This window comes from Streptomyces sp. NPDC088707, assembly GCF_044752725.1.
Classification (GTDB): domain Bacteria; phylum Actinomycetota; class Actinomycetes; order Streptomycetales; family Streptomycetaceae; genus Streptomyces.
This window is the reverse complement of sequence record NZ_JBIVLV010000011.1, coordinates 101,131-116,332: the sequence shown is the minus strand read 5'-3', so window position 1 is coordinate 116,332 and position 15,202 is coordinate 101,131. Positions and strand designations below refer to the sequence as shown.

The following is a 15,202-nucleotide window of genomic DNA, read 5'->3' as shown; positions in this document are numbered from 1 at the left end:
TCCAGGACTTGGAATGTGAATTCCGCCTTCCGGGGGCCCGTGCCGCCGGGCGTTCCCTGAAGACGTCTCCATTCTGTCCCGGCCCCCGAATCGAATCCATAGTTCGTCTCTGCGTGGACCCGCCATGGCGTGGATGCGTCAATCCGCCGTCCCCGCAACGGAATTGACGCATCCGGAGCTCTCCATATCTTTGGTCGAACCAAAAGAGATGCTAGACTTGTGCTACGGCCTTCTCGTTCCTCCAGGAGAGAGGGGCCGACGGGGCAGGGGCGTGCCGCCGCCCCTGCCCCACCACCCCTTCCCCGCCCGGCGACACCGGCCGGCGCGTCTCCGCCCGCGCCTGCCGGTACACCTCGACGGTGCGCGCGGCCGACGCCCGCCAGCTCATCCCCTGCGCATGCCGCACCGCCGCCTCCCCCATCGTCCGCACCACCTCCGGGTGCGCCGCGAGCCAGCCCAGCCGGCGCGCGTACTCCGCCGGGTCGTGACCCCGCACCAACAGCCCCGTCACCCCGTCCCACACCGCCGTCGGCAGCCCGCCCACCGCGGCCGCGAGCACCGGAGTCCCGCAGGCCTGCGCCTCAAGGGCCACCAGCCCGAAGGACTCGCTCCGTGAGGGCACCACCAGGACGTCCGCCGCCCGGTACCAGTCCGCGAGCCGCTCCTGCGGTACGGGCGGGCAGGACCGCAGCACGTCCGTCACCCCCAGATCCGCGGCGAGCCGCCACGCCGACCCCTCACGGGTCGCGCCCGAATGCCCGCCGACCACCGGCACCAGGAGCCGGCGGCGCAGGTCCGGGGAGTCCCGCAGCAGCTCGGCGACCGCCCGTACGAGCACGTCAGGCCCCTTCAACGGCTGTATGCGACCCGCGTACAGCGGCACGAACGCCCCGGCGGGCAGCCCGAGCCGGGCCCGCGCCGCCGCCCGCCCGTCCGCCGGGTGGAAGGTCCGCAGATCGACCCCCGGACGCACCACCTCGGTCCGCTCCCCCACCGCCCCGTACAGCGACCGCAGCGCCTCCGCCTCGTCCGCCGTGTTCGCGATCAGCCGGTCGGCGGCGCCCACCACCTGGCACTCACCCCTCACCCGCAGCTCCGGCTCCGGGGTGTCACCGGCGGCCAGCGAGGCGTTCTTCACCCGGGCGAGGGTGTGGGCGGTGTGCACCAGCGGGACCCGCCAGCCCACCGAGGCGATCCGGCCCGCCTGCCCGGAGAGCCAGTAGTGCGAGTGGACGAGGTCGTACCGCCGCTCCTCCTTGAGCAGGGCCAGCGAGAACGGCACCACCAGATCGGGCATGGCCTCCTTGGGCAGCGCCCGACGCGGCCCCGCGTGCAGATGCCGGACCCGCACCCCGGGGGCGAGCTCGACGAGCGGGGGCAGGCCCTCGCCCCGGCAGCGGGTGAACAGATCCACCTCCGCGCCCTGTTCGGCCAGGGCGCGGGAGAGCTCGACCATGTAGACGTTCATGCCGCCGGCGTCCCCCGTCCCGGGCTGGTGGAGCGGGGAGGTGTGGACGCTGAGCATGGCGACGCGCAGGGACACGAGAGGCTCCTGGGGGGAGGGAAGCCACGTGCCCCTGCGCGTCGCTCGCGCGCGCACGGTCACGCGGCAGGGTGGGGGATCGGACACGGAGGTGCTGGAGTGCTGATGCACTGGGCTGTGGGGCTGGGCTACTGCTCTACTGGCCTACTTAGTTGCTTAGTAGTGGGAGGCCGGAGGGAACGTCAGAATCCGAAGACCGGGCCCGACGGGGGTGCGAGCCGGGTCCCCGGGAGGGGTGCCGTCAGGGCGTGCCAGTCGACCGGGCGGCCCGGCGCCGCCTGGAGCGCCGCCGCCAGCCGGTCCGCACCCTCCGGCATCACCGGCCGCGACCACGCCGACAGGGCCGAGGCCACCGCCAACTGGGCTGCGAGCGCCGGGAGATGGCGGCAGGAGGTGCTGGGCCGGCAGCGTTCGTGGGCGTTGACGTGACCGAAGTCGGCGGCCGAGCGGACCATCTCGTCCAGGACGGCGACCGCCCGGCGCGGATCGAAGGCATCGGGGCCGTACGCCTCACGCAGGTCGTCGACGCCCCGGTGCAGCCGCCGCTCCAGGATCTCCCAGCCGGTGCCCCCGGGCAGCGCCTGCGGGGCGAGTCCGCCGCACTCCTCCCGTACGGCGGCGAAGAGCCGGGACAGCCAGCTGTTCCAGTTCTCGTCCAGCTCGCGGCGGGCGGTGGCGAGCCGCTCCCGGTGGAAGACGGTGCGGCGGCCCAGCGGGCGGGCCTGGAGGACATGACGGCGCAGGGTGTCGGAGCCGTACTCGGTGAGCAGGTCGAGCGCCCAGACGTTGCCCTCCTGGACGCCTTCCTCGATGACGTACGACTCGTTGACGTTGAAGTCCTGCGGCAGCTTGACGTCCTGCGCGAGGAGCAGCACCGGCAGCAGCACGGCGTGGCAGAAGGCGTGCCCGAAGCCGCAGAAGTGGATCGCGCGGCGGGGCAGCGGGCCGGTCACGTCGTAACCGAAGAGGTGCATCGCGGCCGCCTCGAAGCAGCCGTCGATCCGGTGGTCGGGGAAGCCCTCGACGGGCACCTGCAGGCCCCACTCGGCGGGGTGGCCGACGGCGATGTCCGGCAGCCCGTCCTCGACGAGCGACTCGCACAGCGCGGCCAGCCGCGGCGGCAGCCCGGCCGTCGCCCAGTAGTCGGCGAGCGTCTCCCGGAACGGCTCCAGGGGTACGTAGAGCCGGCGGCAGCGGCGGGCCACCGCCGGGGTGTCGCAGAGCGCGCAGCGGGCGCCGATGAGGTCGCCGCCGTCGTTCGGCCGCGCGCACTCGTGGCACATCCCGCCGTCGCTGACCGCACCGCAGTGCGGGCAGGTGCCGGTGGCGTGCGCTCCGTACAGCCAGCGGTCGCACGGCTCGCAGTACGGCAGGAGGCGGGTGCGGGGGGCGATGACGCCCTGTGCGAAGAGCCGCCCGAAGAGGTCCTGCACCCAGCGTCCGTAGCCCTTGTCGCGGCGCGGACGCACGATGTGGTCGAACTCCACGCCCGACCGCAGCCAGTCCGCGGTGATCGCGGCCCGGTAGCCCTCGGCGACCTCCTCGGGCTTGCGGTTGTGGCGCAGCGCCCGGACCTCGACGGAGCTTGCGTGGTCGGCGGTACCGGTGGTGAACCGGACGGCCTCGCCCTCGGCCCGCAGATAGCGGGTGAGGACGTCGGCGGCGACGTACGGCCCGGCGAGATGGCCGATGTGGAGTTCGCCGTGGGTGGCGGGAGGGGTCGCGGTGATCCAGACAGGGGTGCTCATGGGACCTCCTTGACGCTGTGGTGCGGTGGGCTTCAGCGGTCGCGTGCGGCGGAGCGCTGTCGGCGCAGGGCGGGTCAGCGGGCTCGGGCTCGAAGGGGTGGCGGGGTCAGCGGGGCTCGAAGTGGAAGGAGCGGATGAAGCAGTCGCGGGGCTGCTCGACGGCGTAGACGACGCATTCGAAGAGCGCCTGCGTCGTCAGCTTCTCGTCGGGAGCGATTCCGTCCGGGTTCGAGCCGTCCCATTCCGCGAGGCGCGGGTCGGAGGTCGAGAAGTCGGGCGGGAAGAGGGAGAACACGCGGACGCCGGAGGGGCGGAGGCGGCGCGCGAGGATGTCGGCGAACCCGGCCTGGGCGCTCTTCGCCGCCCAGAAGGCCTCGTGGGCGGCGCCGGCGGCCGCGGCGGAGGCGCCCTCGGCGTCGCGGACGGCGACCATGTTGACGATGTCGGGCCGCAGCGAGCCGCGCAGCAGGGGCAGGAAGTGCTTCACCATCAGGACCGTGCCGCCGGCCGTCGACTCGATCGTCTCGACGATCTCGGCGTCACTGGCCGCCTCCAGGTCCATGCCGTCGAGCCAGCGGGCGCCGTTGTTGACCAACAGGTCGACCCGGTCGGTGTGTTCGCCGACGCGGGCGGCGAACTCCCGGATCTCGGCGGGCCTGCTGAGGTCGCAGCCGAAGGCGTGGATACGGTCGCGGGCCGAGCCCATGACTTCGGTACGGGTGCGTTCGGCGGCCTCGACGGTCCGCGCCGAGACGTAGACCTCGGCGCCGAGATGCGCGAATCCGACGGCGAGCGCGCGACCGAAATAGCGGGACGCTCCGGTCACGACGACACGCAGGTTCTCGAATTTCATGTGCGTCTGCACTCCCCACGGAACGGATACCGATACCGATTGCCGGTCCGTTTCAGCGTGGCAGAGGAAGCGGACTCCGGGCCTGGTGAGAGGGGTGCGCGTTCACGCCGTTGCGTGGATACGCCACGGCAGCACGAGCCTTTCCAGGAGCTCGGCGCGCTTGTGGTGGACGCGCACGCGGTCGGGTCCGGTGGAGACGGTGACGGTACCGCCGGGGGTGCGGACCTCGCCCTCCACGGGCGGCACGACGGTCCCGTCGAGCGCACCGGCGGCGGCGAGGGCGGCGGCGCCGGTGAGCGCGAGCCGGGGGTGCCAGCCGCCGACGGTGAGCGCCCGGACGGCGATCCCGCCGGGTCCGGCGGTGAACGTGGCGATCTTGGGAAGGGCGGAGTGGGGCGGATGCCCGAGCAGCCGGGCGGCGTGGGCGCGGAGCCCTTCGAGCCGTTCCCGGAGCCTCTCCTCGGGCAGGTGCCGGGCATCGACGAAGACGTACGGGTTGCCGTACCGGACGAGCGACACGGGGATGTCGTCGAGGACGTCGACGGGGTGGCCGGTGGGGAGGGTGCCGGGGGCGGTGGGGGCGCGGAGGAAGTGCAGGGTGTACGCGTCCCGCCCCGGCTCGGGCACGCAGAGGACGGTGTCGCCGGTGGTCACGGCGCGGACGGTGACGGGCCCGGGGCGACCGTCGGCGACGACGCAGGCGAGGAGGGAATGGCCGCAGCCGGCACGGAAGTCGAAACCGCCGGCGGGGAGGGCCTGGACGAAACGGTGGTCGAGCCGGGCGGGGTGCGTGGCCCCGTACAGGGCGATCTTGCCGATCCCGGCGTAGGGCGTGCCGGCGAGGGCCCGCCGCAACCACGCGAGCTCGCCACCGAGAGCAAGCGCGCCGGGGGGCAGGTGGTCGAGACGGAGGACGAGGGTGGGGCCGGGGGCGTCGTGCGCTCGGACGAGGGCGGCGGTCGTGACGCCTGTGGCGCGTGCGCCACGCCCCACCGCCATCGTGGGCACCAGGGCGTCGGCGTCACCGCCCATCCCCGTCACGGGCGTTCGATCCGCTGGGGCGGTGCGGGGACCCCCCGCCGCTGGGGCGGTGGGGCTCCCCCCGGGCGGAGTCTGGGGGAGGACGGGGGCGGGACGCGGAGGGCCCGGGGGGTCAGGCCGCACAGCCGGTGGGGATGCGCATGCCCTGGACCACCTCCGTCCACAGTTCGTGGACCGCCAGGGCCCAGAGCGCCTGGGCGTCGTGGTGCGACGGCCGTTGCTCGTGGCGGGTGAGGAGGCGCCGCACGCGGTCCGCGCGGACCTTCCCGCCCAGGACGAGGCGGGCCGGGGACAGCAGTTCCCTGACCGTGTCCAGGAGCGGGCTGCCGGGTGCGAGCATCGCGGAGAGCGGCAGGGTGAAGGGCTGCTTGGGGCGGCGCAGGACCGCGGAGGGCAGCAGCTCCGCCCCCGCCGCGTACAGCGCCCGCTTGCCCGTCCGCGCCGCGGTCGGCAGACCGCGCGCGTGCGTCACCACCGCCGGCTGGCAGAACGGCATGCGCGCCTCGACCGCCCACGCCATCGACAGGTGGTCCACACGCCGCAGGTGGTACGCGGGCAGCCGCCAGCGCGTCTCGAAGGCCGTCATCGCGGTGAGCCGGTCCTCGCCGACGGCTTCCGCGGAGCGCAGTTCCTGCTCGATGCGATCGGCCGCGGACCCCTGATCGGCGATGTGTGCACGGTAGTCGGCGGTGTAGAGGTGTTCGCGGAGCAGCCGCGGCGCCGCCGAGAGGGCGTCCGCGTACGTCCCCGCCCAGTCCGTGCCCGCCGGCGCCGCGAGTGCCGCCCGCATCCGGTCGTACCCGCCGAAGAGCTCGTCGGCGCCGTCGCCGGTGAGCGCGACGGTGAAGCCGCTCTCGCGGACGGCGCGGAACAGCGCGTACGTGGAGAGGGTGATGGGGTCGGCGTTGGGCTGGCCGAGGTGGCGGACGGTCCGGGTGAGGAGGGAGCCGAGTTCGTCGGGGTCGACGGCCACCTCGTGGTGCACGGTCCTCGTGCGGCGGGCGACGGAACGGGCGTACGCCGACTCGGAGTCGGGCCATCGCCCCCGGTAGGTGAGGTGGAAGGTGTGCAGCGGCGGTGCGTCGGTCTCGCGGGCGTGTTCGGCGGCGAGCGCGGTGACGAGCCCGGAGTCGAGCCCGCCGCTGGCGATGGCGCAGACGGGCACCTCGGCCTCGGCCAGCCGCCTCACCTCGTGCCTCAGGACGTCCTGGGTGTCGCCGACGGGTGTGGTCCGGTGCGGCCCCCGGCGGCGGACGACGGGTGCGGCGCCGGGCCGTACGAGGGCGGTGGCTCCGGGCGGCAGGACGCTGACGCCGTCGAGCGCGGTGTGCGTGGAGAAGGACGTACGGGTGGCGAGGACGGTGTCGAGGGAGTCGTCGCGCGGAGCGATCCGTACCCCTTCGAAGGCGAGGAGCGCGGGGATCTCGGAGGCGAACCGGGTGGAGCCGTCGTACGGGTCGTGGTGGAGGTGGATCGGCTTCATGCCCATGTCGTCGACGGCGAGGACGAGTCGGGTGCTGCCGGGGCGCAGGTCGAGGACCGCGAGGGCGAACATGCCGTCGAGGTGCTCGGCGAACGCGGGCCCGTACTCGGCGTAGAGCGCGGGCAGCAGCGTGCCGTCGCAGCGGTCGGGGAACCGGTGGCCGCGGGCGGCGAGGGTGCGGCGCAGCTCGGCGTGGTTGTAGATCTCGCCGTTGAGGACGGCGAGGACGCCGGGGAGGTGCGGCAGCCGGTAGGGCTGCTGCCCGCCGCGGGGATCGGTGACGGCGAGCCGGTCGCAGCCGAGGGACCAGCCGGGTCCGGTGAGCACGGCGTGCTCGTCGGGTCCGCCGTGGCGTTGGCGTGCCGATGCGGCGGCGAGTTGCGCCGGGTCGGGGCGGTCGGCGTGGGCCGCCGCTCCGGCGGCGAAGGAGCCGAGAATCCTGCACACAGCGGTCACCCTCCAAGCACGTCACTCACTTACCCAGTTGAACCAATGATTTGAATCTACCAACTTTTTGAATGGCGCGTAAGCGCCATGTCCTGTTCACGCCACGGCGTGGCCTTGCGACGCCCCCGCCGCCCCAACAGGCTGACCTCATGAGGGACATGGAGGACTTCGACCACGCCGCCCGCACCGCGCCCGAATCGCTGCTCGTCGTGGCCGCGCACCCCGACGACATCGAGTTCTGCGTCAGCGGCACCGTCATGCAGTGGATCGAGCGCGGCACCCGCGTCACGTACTGCATCGTCACGGACGGCGGCGCCGGCGGTTACGACGACAGACTCCCCCGCCAGGCGATGGCGGATCTGCGCCGCGCCGAACAGGTCCACTCCGCCAAGCTCAGCGGTGTCGCGGACGTCCGCTTCCTCGGCTACCCCGACAGCTTCGTGGAGGCCTCCGTCGAACTCCGCCGCGACCTGTGCCGGGTGATACGGGAGGTACGGCCGCAGCGCGCGATCATCCCCTCCCCCGAGATCAACTGGGCGCGGGTCGCCGACCTCCACCCCGACCACCGTGCCGTCGGCGACGCCTGTCTGCGCGCGGTCTACCCCGAGGCCCGCAACCCCTTCGCCCACCCCTCCCTGCTGAAGGACGAAGGCCTTGAGCCATGGATCGTCCACGAGCTGTGGCTGATGACCGGCCCCACCCCGAACCAGTACGTGGACGTCACCCCGGTCTTCGAGCGCAAGGTCGAGGCGCTGCGCATCCACACCTCCCAGACGGCCCATTTCGACGACCTCGCGGGCCTCCTGCGCACCTGGCTCGGCGAACACGCGACGGCGGGCGGGCTGCCGGCGGGGCGGATGGCCGAGGCGTTCCAGATCGTGCGCATCGACTGAGCTTCACCCTTGTCGTCACGTCGGGCGGGTGGGAGGCGTACCTCGCGGTGCTGCGCTTCGGAACCCCGGGAGGCCTGGAGTACCTGCCGGCCTGCGCGGGTTGAGGCCGCGCGTTCGCGCACCCGCATCGCCCGCGCACGCTCCCCGGAACGCCCCTACGATCGAGACATGACCTCTCGCCACGGTTCGTCGCTGTCGCTCTGGTCGCGGGACTCGTTCCTGTCCGTCGCCTCGGTCGGGTCGACGCTCTCGATCGGCTCGGTCGGGTCGTTCCTGTCCGTCGGCTCCGTCGGTTCCGCGATGTCGGCCGTCTCCATCGGCTCCTGGGCGAGCGCCGGCTCCCTGCTCTCCGCCCAGTCGTGCGGGTCGGTGCTCTCATGGCGCTCGCGCGGCGGCGTGCTCGCGGCGGGCGCGGCCCTCGCGGCCGCCTTCACGGTCGCGCGAGCCGTGGCCGTGTCGGCCACGGCCCCGGCACCTGCGCCGGGCCCGCTCAGGCCGTCGCGCCGATCTTGTCCTTGAGCGCGGTCAGCAGTCCCTGCGCGAGCCCGATCGGGCTTCACGACCACGTCGGCGTCGATGCGGACGACAGGCTGTGGACGACGGACCGCTGGAGGTCGAGCCGGTCTCGCGCGCTGGCACGCTCGCTCAGGAGCGCGCCACGAGCCGTACCGCCAGGACGACGATCAGCGTGCTCGACGCGAGCACCGTGGTCAGCCGGCCCCGGGCCCCCGTCAGGGTCCGGCCGAGCAGCGTCCCGCCGAGGGCGAGGAGCAGCTGCCAGCTCGCCGAGGCGACCAGTGCCGCGAGCACGAAGGCCGTCCGGTCGGGGAGCGTCGCGGGCGCCGAGGGGCCCGTCGCGAGGATGAGCGCGACGAAGTAGATCACCGTCATCGGGTTGAGGATCGTGATCCCCAGGAACGTGAGGTACGCGCGGGCCGGGCCGAGAGCCGTCCCGTCGTCGCGGGAGGCGAGCCCGCCCGTCCGGTACGTGGAGAGGGCCACGTACGCCGCCCGTACCGCGAGCACCACGAGCACCACGGCCGACGCCCACCGCAGCGGGGTCATCACGGGCGTCAGCAGCGGAACGAGCGCCGAGCCGCCCGCCACCGCGAGCACGGCGTACACGCCGTCCGCCGTGGCCACCCCGAGCGCCGCGCCCGCGCCCGTACGCCAGCCGGTACGGGCCGTCACGGCCACCAGGTACGCCCCGACCGCGCCGACCGGGATCGCGATTCCGTAGCCGGCGAGCAGGCCGGCCACCACCGCGGCGGTCACGCGACGGCGGGGATCGCGCCTCCGGGGGAGCCGGGCTGCTGCTGTCGGCGGTACGCCGAGCCGTCCTTGGTCCGGGCGAGGAAGCCGCCGGTCACGAGATACCGCCGCAGGGCGGAGAAGTCCTCGTGGACGGTGAGCAGGGCCTGGTTGACCTCGGGCTCGCGGTAGTCCCGGTCGGGAGCGAAGAGGCTCTCGGTGAGGTGCGCGAGGAGGGCCTCACGACGGGCCGGCTTGCGCGGGATCGCCTTGAGGCGCCCGTCGGCGGCGAACAGGTCCGCGACCGGGCGGGAAGGACGGGCCGCGTCGGAGGGACGGGAGGGATGACTGGTCATGGCGGAGAAGCCTGACGGCCACGGGGCCGCCCCGCAAAGGGTTTTCGGCCCTCCCCTGCCCGTCCTCCGCCCGTCCCGTACTCGTCAGCGCCCGTCAGCGCCCGTCCGCACCCGGCCCCGCGCCCGTCCCCTCACGTCAGGATGACGTTCACGGCCTCCTGCACCGTGGGCAGGATCGTACGGAGCCCGGCCTGTTCGAAGATCGGCCTCGCCTTCTCCACGAAGGCGAGGAAGGCGTCCTCGGAGTCCCAGAAGTCCACGACCCGCCATCCCCCGGTCCCGTCGGGCCCTGCGGCGTGCGCGAGGAACCCCTCCGCCGGGAACCAGTCGGTGGCCTCCAGGAGCCGGATGGTCTCCTCGTACTGCTCCTGCGTGCCGCCGGGGATCTCGACGGTGACGATGACAGCCATGCCGCTGCTCCTGTACGTGGGGGATTCGGGCGCGGATGCGGGGAATCCCGACCAGCACACCAGCGGGCGGGACACCGCGCACGGCAGCGCGCCCCGAACGGGCGACGCCGCAGCTCCGGGACGTCAGCCGGCGGGGAGGATCTCGACGCCCCGCGCGGCGAGCTGTTCGATCACCGGGTCGTGGGGGTCCGCGTCGGTGATCAGTCCACTGGTCTCGCCCCACGGCAGGACCCGGAAGCGCGAGGCGGTGCCGACCTTCTCCGACGACGCGAGGACGTACGTGTCCGCGGCCCGGGCCGCGAGGGCGCGTTTCATGGCGGCCTCCTCGGCGTCACCGGTGGTGAGTCCCGCGTCGGGGTGCACGCCGGTGACGCCGAGGAGACAGAGGTCTGCGGAGACGTTCTGCGCGGCCTCGACGGCTGCGGCGCCGCACGCGACCGCGGAGTGCTTGTAGATGCGGCCGCCGATCAGGAAGACCTCCACCTGCGGGTGGTCGATCAGGGCGGCGGCGATCGTCGGGCTGTGGGTGATCACGGTGCAGGCCAGGTCCCGCGGGAGGGCGTGGACGACGGCGAGCGCGGTGGTGCCGCCGTCGAGGATCACGGCGCCGCCCGGCCGCACGAGGCCTGCGGCCACCGCGGCGACCTTCCGCTTGCCGTCGGGGGCGACGGACCGCCGGGTCCGGTAGTCCACCACGGCCGGCGAGACGGGCAGCGCCCCGCCGTACACCCGCTGGCACAACCCCTCGCTCGCGAGATCGCGCAGGTCGCGCCGCACGCTGTCCTCGGAGATGCCCAGTCCGGCGGCGACGTCCTTGGCGACGATCTTGCCCTCGCGGGCGAGCAGTTCCAGCAGGTGGTCACGCCGCTCGGCAGCCAGCATCCTCATTCCCTCCTGTTCTTGCACGTTTCTGCAGTATCGTAGCGCGGCATGGACGACCAGCGGACGCCCGACAAGCCCAAGCCCAAGCCCAAGGCCGAGACCGAGGCCGAGGCCGAACCCCTGCCCCTGCACATGCCCGCGCCCCTGCCCCTACCCGGCGTCGACGTCCCCGATCACCGGGGCCGGACCGGGCTCGACCGCGCCGGACGCGACCTCGACCGGAACCCCGGCGTCGTGATCCGCGACGTCGAGCTCACCTCCCGGGGCTGGCACGTCCTGCGACGGACCACCTTCGACTACCGCCGTCGCGACGGGCGTTGGGTCACCGAGCAGCGGGAGACGTACGACCGGGGGAACGGCGCCGTCGTCCTGCCGTACGACACCGAACGCCGCACCGTCCTGCTCACCCGGCAGTTCCGTTACCCGGCGTACGTCAACGGCCATCCCGACGGCATGCTCGTCGAGGCCGCGGCGGGGCTGCTCGACGCCGACGACCCGCTGACCGCGGTCCGCCGCGAGAGCGCCGAGGAACTCGGTGTCGCCCTCGGCCCCCTGACCCCTGTCCTCGACGCGTACATGAGCCCCGGGTCCGTCACCGAACGCCTCCACTTCTTCGCCGGCCCCTACACGCCGGCCGACCGCACCGGGAGCGGCGGCGGCCTGGAGGAGGACGGCGAGGACATCGAGGTCCTCGAACTGCCCTTCACCGAGGCCCTCGCGATGACCCGCGACGGCCGGATCGCCGACGGCAAGACCATCCTGCTGCTGCAGTGGGCGGCGCTGGACGGCCCGTTCGCCACTGCCTGATCCTCCTGACCCTCGCGATCCGCCTGATCCGGTGCGGCCGGGGCCGGGGTCAGTCGACGAGGGCCGCGCCGACCACCTGCTTGATGTGCTGGAGAGGACTGGCCGCCCCGGTCGAGTTCAGCGAGTACGCGACACGGTGCCGGAGGTCCTTGGTGGCGAAGAAGCCGTTGTCCCAGCCCGGCCGGGACCCCGTCTTGCCCCAGACGACCTCCTGGTCGCCGAGCCGGTAGCTCATGAGGCCGCCGACGCTGAAGCAGGCGGGCCCGCCGAAGCAGTTCGTGTTGCCGGCGGCGCTCTTCACCTGCGGCACGTGGAAGACCAGCTCCTGCTGGGCCGGCGGGAGCAGGCGCCCCCGGAACAGTGCGGTGAAGAACCGGTCCAGGTCGGCGGTGCTGGAGATCATGCCGCCCTCCGCCCACGGGTAGGGGCTCTGCTCCGTGACGTCGTGCCCGTCGACGTACACCGTCGCGTGGGGCGAGGGGATGCCCAGGTCGTCGGCGGCGGGGAGGCTGGTGTGGTGGAGGTGGAGGGGCCGGATGATCCGCCGCTCCAGCTCGTCGGCGAAGGAACGGCCGGTGACCTTCTCGACGAGCAGGCCGAGCACGAGGGAGTTCAGCCCGTTGTACTGCTGCTCGGAGCCGGGTGCGGGCGGCGCCTGGTGCGCGGCCGCCGCCGCGGCGAACGACGCCCGCAAGGAGTCCGCGGGCGACACGGAGTCGAACTGCCATCCGGGCCCGTCCTTCGGCCCCGGGGTCGGGGCGGGCATGGGCAGCCCACTCGTGTGGTCGAGGAGCTGGCGGACGGTGACCCGGTCATACGCCTCGGGGAGCAGCTCGGGGACGTACCGTCGCGCGGGTGCGTCGAGTGCGATCCGGCGCTCGGCGACGAGCTGGAGCACGACGGTGCTGGTGAACGTCTTGGTGACGCTGCCGATCCGGAAGTGCGCGTCGGCGGTGACCGGGCCGACGGCGGCTCCCGCCCCGTCCCGTCTGACGAGCGCACCCGCGACGACCGGGTCGGGCATGCGGCCCAGGACGTCCTGGAGGGCGGGGTTCAGGGCGCCCGAGCCCTTCAGCGCCGCCGCCGGGGTGCCGGTGGCGGGCGTGGCACCGGCGCCCGGCTGAGCGGCACCGGCGGAGCCGGCGGTGACGGCCGCGACAGCGGTGACGGCGGCGGCCAGGGCGAGGCCGGTGGCGGCGAGACGAAGGCGCATGGGGTGCTCCGGAGCGGTGGGGACGAGTCGTTCTGACACCCTCAACTCTGGTGCGTACAAGGCTCGCGGCCCATCGGTGATCACCCTGACCGGCCCCCGACCGGCCCCTGACCCACCCCCACCCGCAGACGGGAGTTTGACGACAGGGCCTAGACGCCCGGGTTCGGCTTCCAGTCCTGGAGGAGGAGTCCGAGGATGACCTCGTCGAGGAACTCGCCCATCACCCAGGCCGAGGACCGCAGTACGCCCTCGCGGACGAAGCCGTTGCTCTCGGCGGAGCGGAGCATCGCGGTGTTGTCCGCCAAGGTCTCGATCTGCAGCCGCTGCAGGCTGCGCACGACGAAGCCGTAGTGGCACAGCGTCGCGACCACGTCGGTGCCGTAGCCCTTGCCGCGGGCGGACGGCAGCAGTCCCAGGCCGATGTGCGCGGACCGGTTGTGGGTGTCGATGCCCCACAGGTTCGCGGAGCCGATCAGCGTGCCGCCCTCCAGCTCGACGATGGAGAAGGGGACATGGCCCTCGGCCGTGTCGTCCACGACGAGCCGCCGGTCCTTCGAACCGGGCGTGATCGGCCGCCACGGCCCGGCTTCCGCTCGCGAGGCGTTGACCACGTCGTCGTAGAGCTCGGCCCGCAGGATCGGGATGTCTTCCTCGTGCCGGGCCCTGAGCCCGACCTTGCTACCCCTCAGCATGAGAGCTTCCTATCGGACCCGGTTCGCCGACGGCAAACCAATAAAGGGGCTGATCATGGCTGTTACGGTCGTTCCCATGGCCACCACGACACTGCGGATACCCACGCCCGACGGCCGGGCCGACGCCTTCGCCGCCTTCCCCGACGACGGCCGGCAGCACCCGGGCGTACTGCTCTACATGGATGTGTTCGGTCCTCGGCCTCGGCTCGAGGAGATGGCGCGGGAGCTCGCCGGGCACGGGTACTTCGTGCTCGTGCCCAACGTCTACTACCGGGAGGGGCCGGCGCCCCTCATCGAGCTTCCCGAGCACATCGGCGAGGAGGAGCGGCCCGCGCTCTTCGAGCAGCTCATGCCGTTCTACCTGGCGCACACCACCGACCGCGTCCTCATCGACGCCGACGCCTATCTCTCGTTCCTCGCCGGCCGGCCCGAGGTCGCCGACGGGCCCGTCGGCGTCGTCGGGTACTGCCTGGGCGGCGTCCTGGCGATGCGTACCGCCGCCGCCCATCCCGACCGGGTCGCCGCCGTCGCCGGTTTCCACCCCGGCGCCCTGATCACGGACGCGGCCGACAGCCCGCACCTCCTCGCCCCGAAGGTCACCGCCGAGGTGCACTTCGGGATCGCCGAGGGCGACATGACGCCCGAGGAGTTCGGCGGGCTCAACGAGGTCCTGGAAGCCGCCGGCGTCCGTCACTGCAACGAGATCTACCCCGGCACCGAGCACGGCTTCACCATGGCCGACACGAGCGCCTTCAGCCCGTCCGGGACGCGGCGCCACTGGGACCGGCTCCTGCCCCTCCTCAGCCGCACCCTCACGCACTGACCCCGCCGCCGCGCGGAGGCGCGGGAAGGCTTGGGTCGCGCCTCGGCACGTGGGGCGGGGGCTCGTCAGGGCGGCGGCGGGCACGGTCAGCGGTAGATCAGGAGCTCCTGTTCCGTCGCGCCCCTCAGTTCGTAGCGGGTTCTCACCAGCGGGCGGCCCGCGTAGATGCGGATCAGGGTCGACGCGTCGCCCCTGAAGGTGGCCGGGGGCCGGCCCTCGATCGCGTTGCCCAGGGAGACCCGGGGCAGCGTGCCGTCCTCCAGGACGCCCACCAGGCGCGGGGTCTCGCGCTTGCGGCTCGTCACCGTCAGGAGCGGGAGCGCCAGCTCCAGCGCCTTGCCGCAGTACGCTCCGGGTTCGCCGAAGGCCTCCCGTACGTCGCCCGCGTGGACCCATTCGCCGAGCGCCACCGCGTCGAGCCGGCCGTCCTCGCGTGCGGCGATCACCGGGCCCGCCTCCGTCAGGCCGCGTTCCAGTTCGTCGAGGATGCGGCCCAGCGGCCAGTCCTCGCGTTCGGCGACGTCGCAGGCGTTCGCCTCGGGCAGGAACACGCCCTCCTCCAGGCGGTCCTCGACGATCCTGACCAGGGCCGCGCCGCAGTGGGCGAGGACCTGCCTCGCCGTCCACCCGGGGCAGGCGGTGCGGAGCTCGTACGCCTCCTCGGGTGTCCGGCGCAGGAGCGGCATCAGCAGGTCCCGTTCCGTCCTGAGGAGGCGGTCGGGGAGCCACGGGTCGCGCCCGTCATCGTCCGTACACATCA

General features: G+C 73.4%; 16 protein-coding genes. 3 read left to right on the top strand and 13 right to left on the bottom strand.

Annotated elements, in window-relative coordinates; all coding sequences use genetic code 11:
• Window positions 1–211: 211 nt before the first annotated feature.
• The 5 genes from mshA to asnB all read right to left on the bottom strand — a co-directional run bounded on the left by mshA (window position 212) and on the right by asnB (window position 7,115).
• Complete coding sequence (gene mshA / locus ACIP84_RS29640; protein WP_401802234.1) at window positions 212–1,525, bottom strand: D-inositol-3-phosphate glycosyltransferase; 1,314 nt, start codon at window positions 1,523–1,525, stop codon at window positions 212–214.
• A gap of 200 nt (window positions 1,526–1,725) precedes the next feature.
• Window positions 1,726–3,291, bottom strand: a complete 1,566-nt coding sequence (locus ACIP84_RS29635) for a class I tRNA ligase family protein (protein WP_355963859.1) — start codon at window positions 3,289–3,291, stop codon at window positions 1,726–1,728.
• Between the two features lie 106 nt (window positions 3,292–3,397).
• Window positions 3,398–4,144, bottom strand: coding sequence for an SDR family oxidoreductase (locus tag ACIP84_RS29630; RefSeq protein ID WP_401801887.1), 747 nt, complete (start codon window positions 4,142–4,144; stop codon window positions 3,398–3,400).
• A gap of 102 nt (window positions 4,145–4,246) precedes the next feature.
• Window positions 4,247–5,185, bottom strand: a complete 939-nt coding sequence (locus ACIP84_RS29625) for a hypothetical protein (RefSeq protein WP_401801884.1) — start codon at window positions 5,183–5,185, stop codon at window positions 4,247–4,249.
• A 112-nt stretch (window positions 5,186–5,297) separates the two neighbouring features.
• A complete protein-coding gene (gene asnB / locus ACIP84_RS29620; protein WP_401801881.1) occupies window positions 5,298–7,115 on the bottom strand; it encodes an asparagine synthase (glutamine-hydrolyzing) in 1,818 nt (605 codons plus the stop codon).
• A 149-nt stretch (window positions 7,116–7,264) separates the two neighbouring features.
• Between asnB and ACIP84_RS29615 the strand changes: the two genes are divergently transcribed.
• Window positions 7,265–8,008 (top strand): PIG-L deacetylase family protein, encoded by a 744-nt coding sequence (locus tag ACIP84_RS29615; RefSeq protein ID WP_355963865.1) that lies wholly within the window; start codon window positions 7,265–7,267, stop codon window positions 8,006–8,008.
• Window positions 8,009–8,163: 155 nt separating this feature from the next.
• Here ACIP84_RS29615 and ACIP84_RS29610 read toward each other — a convergent pair whose 3' ends face one another.
• From ACIP84_RS29610 to ACIP84_RS29590, 5 genes are all read right to left on the bottom strand, one after another.
• Entirely contained in the window at window positions 8,164–8,472 is a 309-nt protein-coding gene (locus ACIP84_RS29610; RefSeq protein WP_401801878.1) for a hypothetical protein, read from the bottom strand.
• A gap of 181 nt (window positions 8,473–8,653) precedes the next feature.
• Window positions 8,654–9,283: a LysE family transporter gene (locus ACIP84_RS29605; RefSeq protein ID WP_401801875.1), complete on the bottom strand. Its 630-nt coding sequence runs from the start codon at window positions 9,281–9,283 to the stop codon at window positions 8,654–8,656.
• Window positions 9,280–9,615 (bottom strand): DUF2087 domain-containing protein, encoded by a 336-nt coding sequence (locus tag ACIP84_RS29600; RefSeq protein ID WP_401801871.1) that lies wholly within the window; start codon window positions 9,613–9,615, stop codon window positions 9,280–9,282. The genes ACIP84_RS29605 and ACIP84_RS29600 overlap by 4 nt, the downstream gene beginning before the upstream one ends.
• 131 nt (window positions 9,616–9,746) lie before the next feature.
• Complete coding sequence (locus tag ACIP84_RS29595; RefSeq protein ID WP_355963872.1) at window positions 9,747–10,025, bottom strand: antibiotic biosynthesis monooxygenase; 279 nt, start codon at window positions 10,023–10,025, stop codon at window positions 9,747–9,749.
• A 123-nt stretch (window positions 10,026–10,148) separates the two neighbouring features.
• Window positions 10,149–10,907, bottom strand: coding sequence for a DeoR/GlpR family DNA-binding transcription regulator (locus tag ACIP84_RS29590; RefSeq protein WP_401801868.1), 759 nt, complete (start codon window positions 10,905–10,907; stop codon window positions 10,149–10,151).
• 132 nt (window positions 10,908–11,039) lie between these two features.
• Between ACIP84_RS29590 and ACIP84_RS29585 the strand changes: the two genes are divergently transcribed.
• Complete coding sequence (locus ACIP84_RS29585) at window positions 11,040–11,714, top strand: NUDIX domain-containing protein (RefSeq protein ID WP_401802232.1); 675 nt, start codon at window positions 11,040–11,042, stop codon at window positions 11,712–11,714.
• Between the two features lie 49 nt (window positions 11,715–11,763).
• On the opposite strand, the gene ACIP84_RS29580 is transcribed toward ACIP84_RS29585, so the two are convergent.
• Both ACIP84_RS29580 and ACIP84_RS29575 read right to left on the bottom strand, forming a co-directional pair.
• Entirely contained in the window at window positions 11,764–12,927 is a 1,164-nt protein-coding gene (locus tag ACIP84_RS29580; protein WP_401801865.1) for a serine hydrolase domain-containing protein, read from the bottom strand.
• 149 nt (window positions 12,928–13,076) lie between these two features.
• On the bottom strand, window positions 13,077–13,619 hold the full coding sequence (locus ACIP84_RS29575; protein WP_355963878.1) for a GNAT family protein: 543 nt from the start codon (window positions 13,617–13,619) through the stop codon (window positions 13,077–13,079).
• A gap of 76 nt (window positions 13,620–13,695) precedes the next feature.
• Between ACIP84_RS29575 and ACIP84_RS29570 the strand changes: the two genes are divergently transcribed.
• Complete coding sequence (locus ACIP84_RS29570) at window positions 13,696–14,442, top strand: dienelactone hydrolase family protein (RefSeq protein ID WP_401801861.1); 747 nt, start codon at window positions 13,696–13,698, stop codon at window positions 14,440–14,442.
• An 86-nt stretch (window positions 14,443–14,528) separates the two neighbouring features.
• Here the strand turns inward: ACIP84_RS29570 and ACIP84_RS29565 are convergent, their stop codons facing one another.
• Entirely contained in the window at window positions 14,529–15,200 is a 672-nt protein-coding gene (locus ACIP84_RS29565) for a maleylpyruvate isomerase family mycothiol-dependent enzyme (RefSeq protein ID WP_355963980.1), read from the bottom strand.
• Between the last annotated feature and the right edge of the window lie 2 nt (window positions 15,201–15,202).

What these genes read in the sequence shown, in the direction of transcription:
- ACIP84_RS29615 (WP_355963865.1), top strand. Translation starts at nt 7,265, where the DNA reads ATGAGGGACATGGAGGACTTCGACCACGCCGCCCGCACCGCGCCCGAA.
- mshA (WP_401802234.1), bottom strand. Translation starts at nt 1,525, where the DNA reads ATGCTCAGCGTCCACACCTCCCCGCTCCACCAGCCCGGGACGGGGGAC.
- ACIP84_RS29635 (WP_355963859.1), bottom strand. Translation starts at nt 3,291, where the DNA reads ATGAGCACCCCTGTCTGGATCACCGCGACCCCTCCCGCCACCCACGGC.
- ACIP84_RS29590 (WP_401801868.1), bottom strand. Translation starts at nt 10,907, where the DNA reads ATGCTGGCTGCCGAGCGGCGTGACCACCTGCTGGAACTGCTCGCCCGC.
- ACIP84_RS29630 (WP_401801887.1), bottom strand. Translation starts at nt 4,144, where the DNA reads ATGAAATTCGAGAACCTGCGTGTCGTCGTGACCGGAGCGTCCCGCTAT.
- ACIP84_RS29585 (WP_401802232.1), top strand. Translation starts at nt 11,040, where the DNA reads ATGCCCGCGCCCCTGCCCCTACCCGGCGTCGACGTCCCCGATCACCGG.
- ACIP84_RS29595 (WP_355963872.1), bottom strand. Translation starts at nt 10,025, where the DNA reads ATGGCTGTCATCGTCACCGTCGAGATCCCCGGCGGCACGCAGGAGCAG.
- ACIP84_RS29580 (WP_401801865.1), bottom strand. Translation starts at nt 12,927, where the DNA reads ATGCGCCTTCGTCTCGCCGCCACCGGCCTCGCCCTGGCCGCCGCCGTC.
- ACIP84_RS29565 (WP_355963980.1), bottom strand. Translation starts at nt 15,200, where the DNA reads ATGTGTACGGACGATGACGGGCGCGACCCGTGGCTCCCCGACCGCCTC.
- ACIP84_RS29600 (WP_401801871.1), bottom strand. Translation starts at nt 9,615, where the DNA reads ATGACCAGTCATCCCTCCCGTCCCTCCGACGCGGCCCGTCCTTCCCGC.
- ACIP84_RS29575 (WP_355963878.1), bottom strand. Translation starts at nt 13,619, where the DNA reads ATGCTGAGGGGTAGCAAGGTCGGGCTCAGGGCCCGGCACGAGGAAGAC.
- ACIP84_RS29570 (WP_401801861.1), top strand. Translation starts at nt 13,696, where the DNA reads ATGGCCACCACGACACTGCGGATACCCACGCCCGACGGCCGGGCCGAC.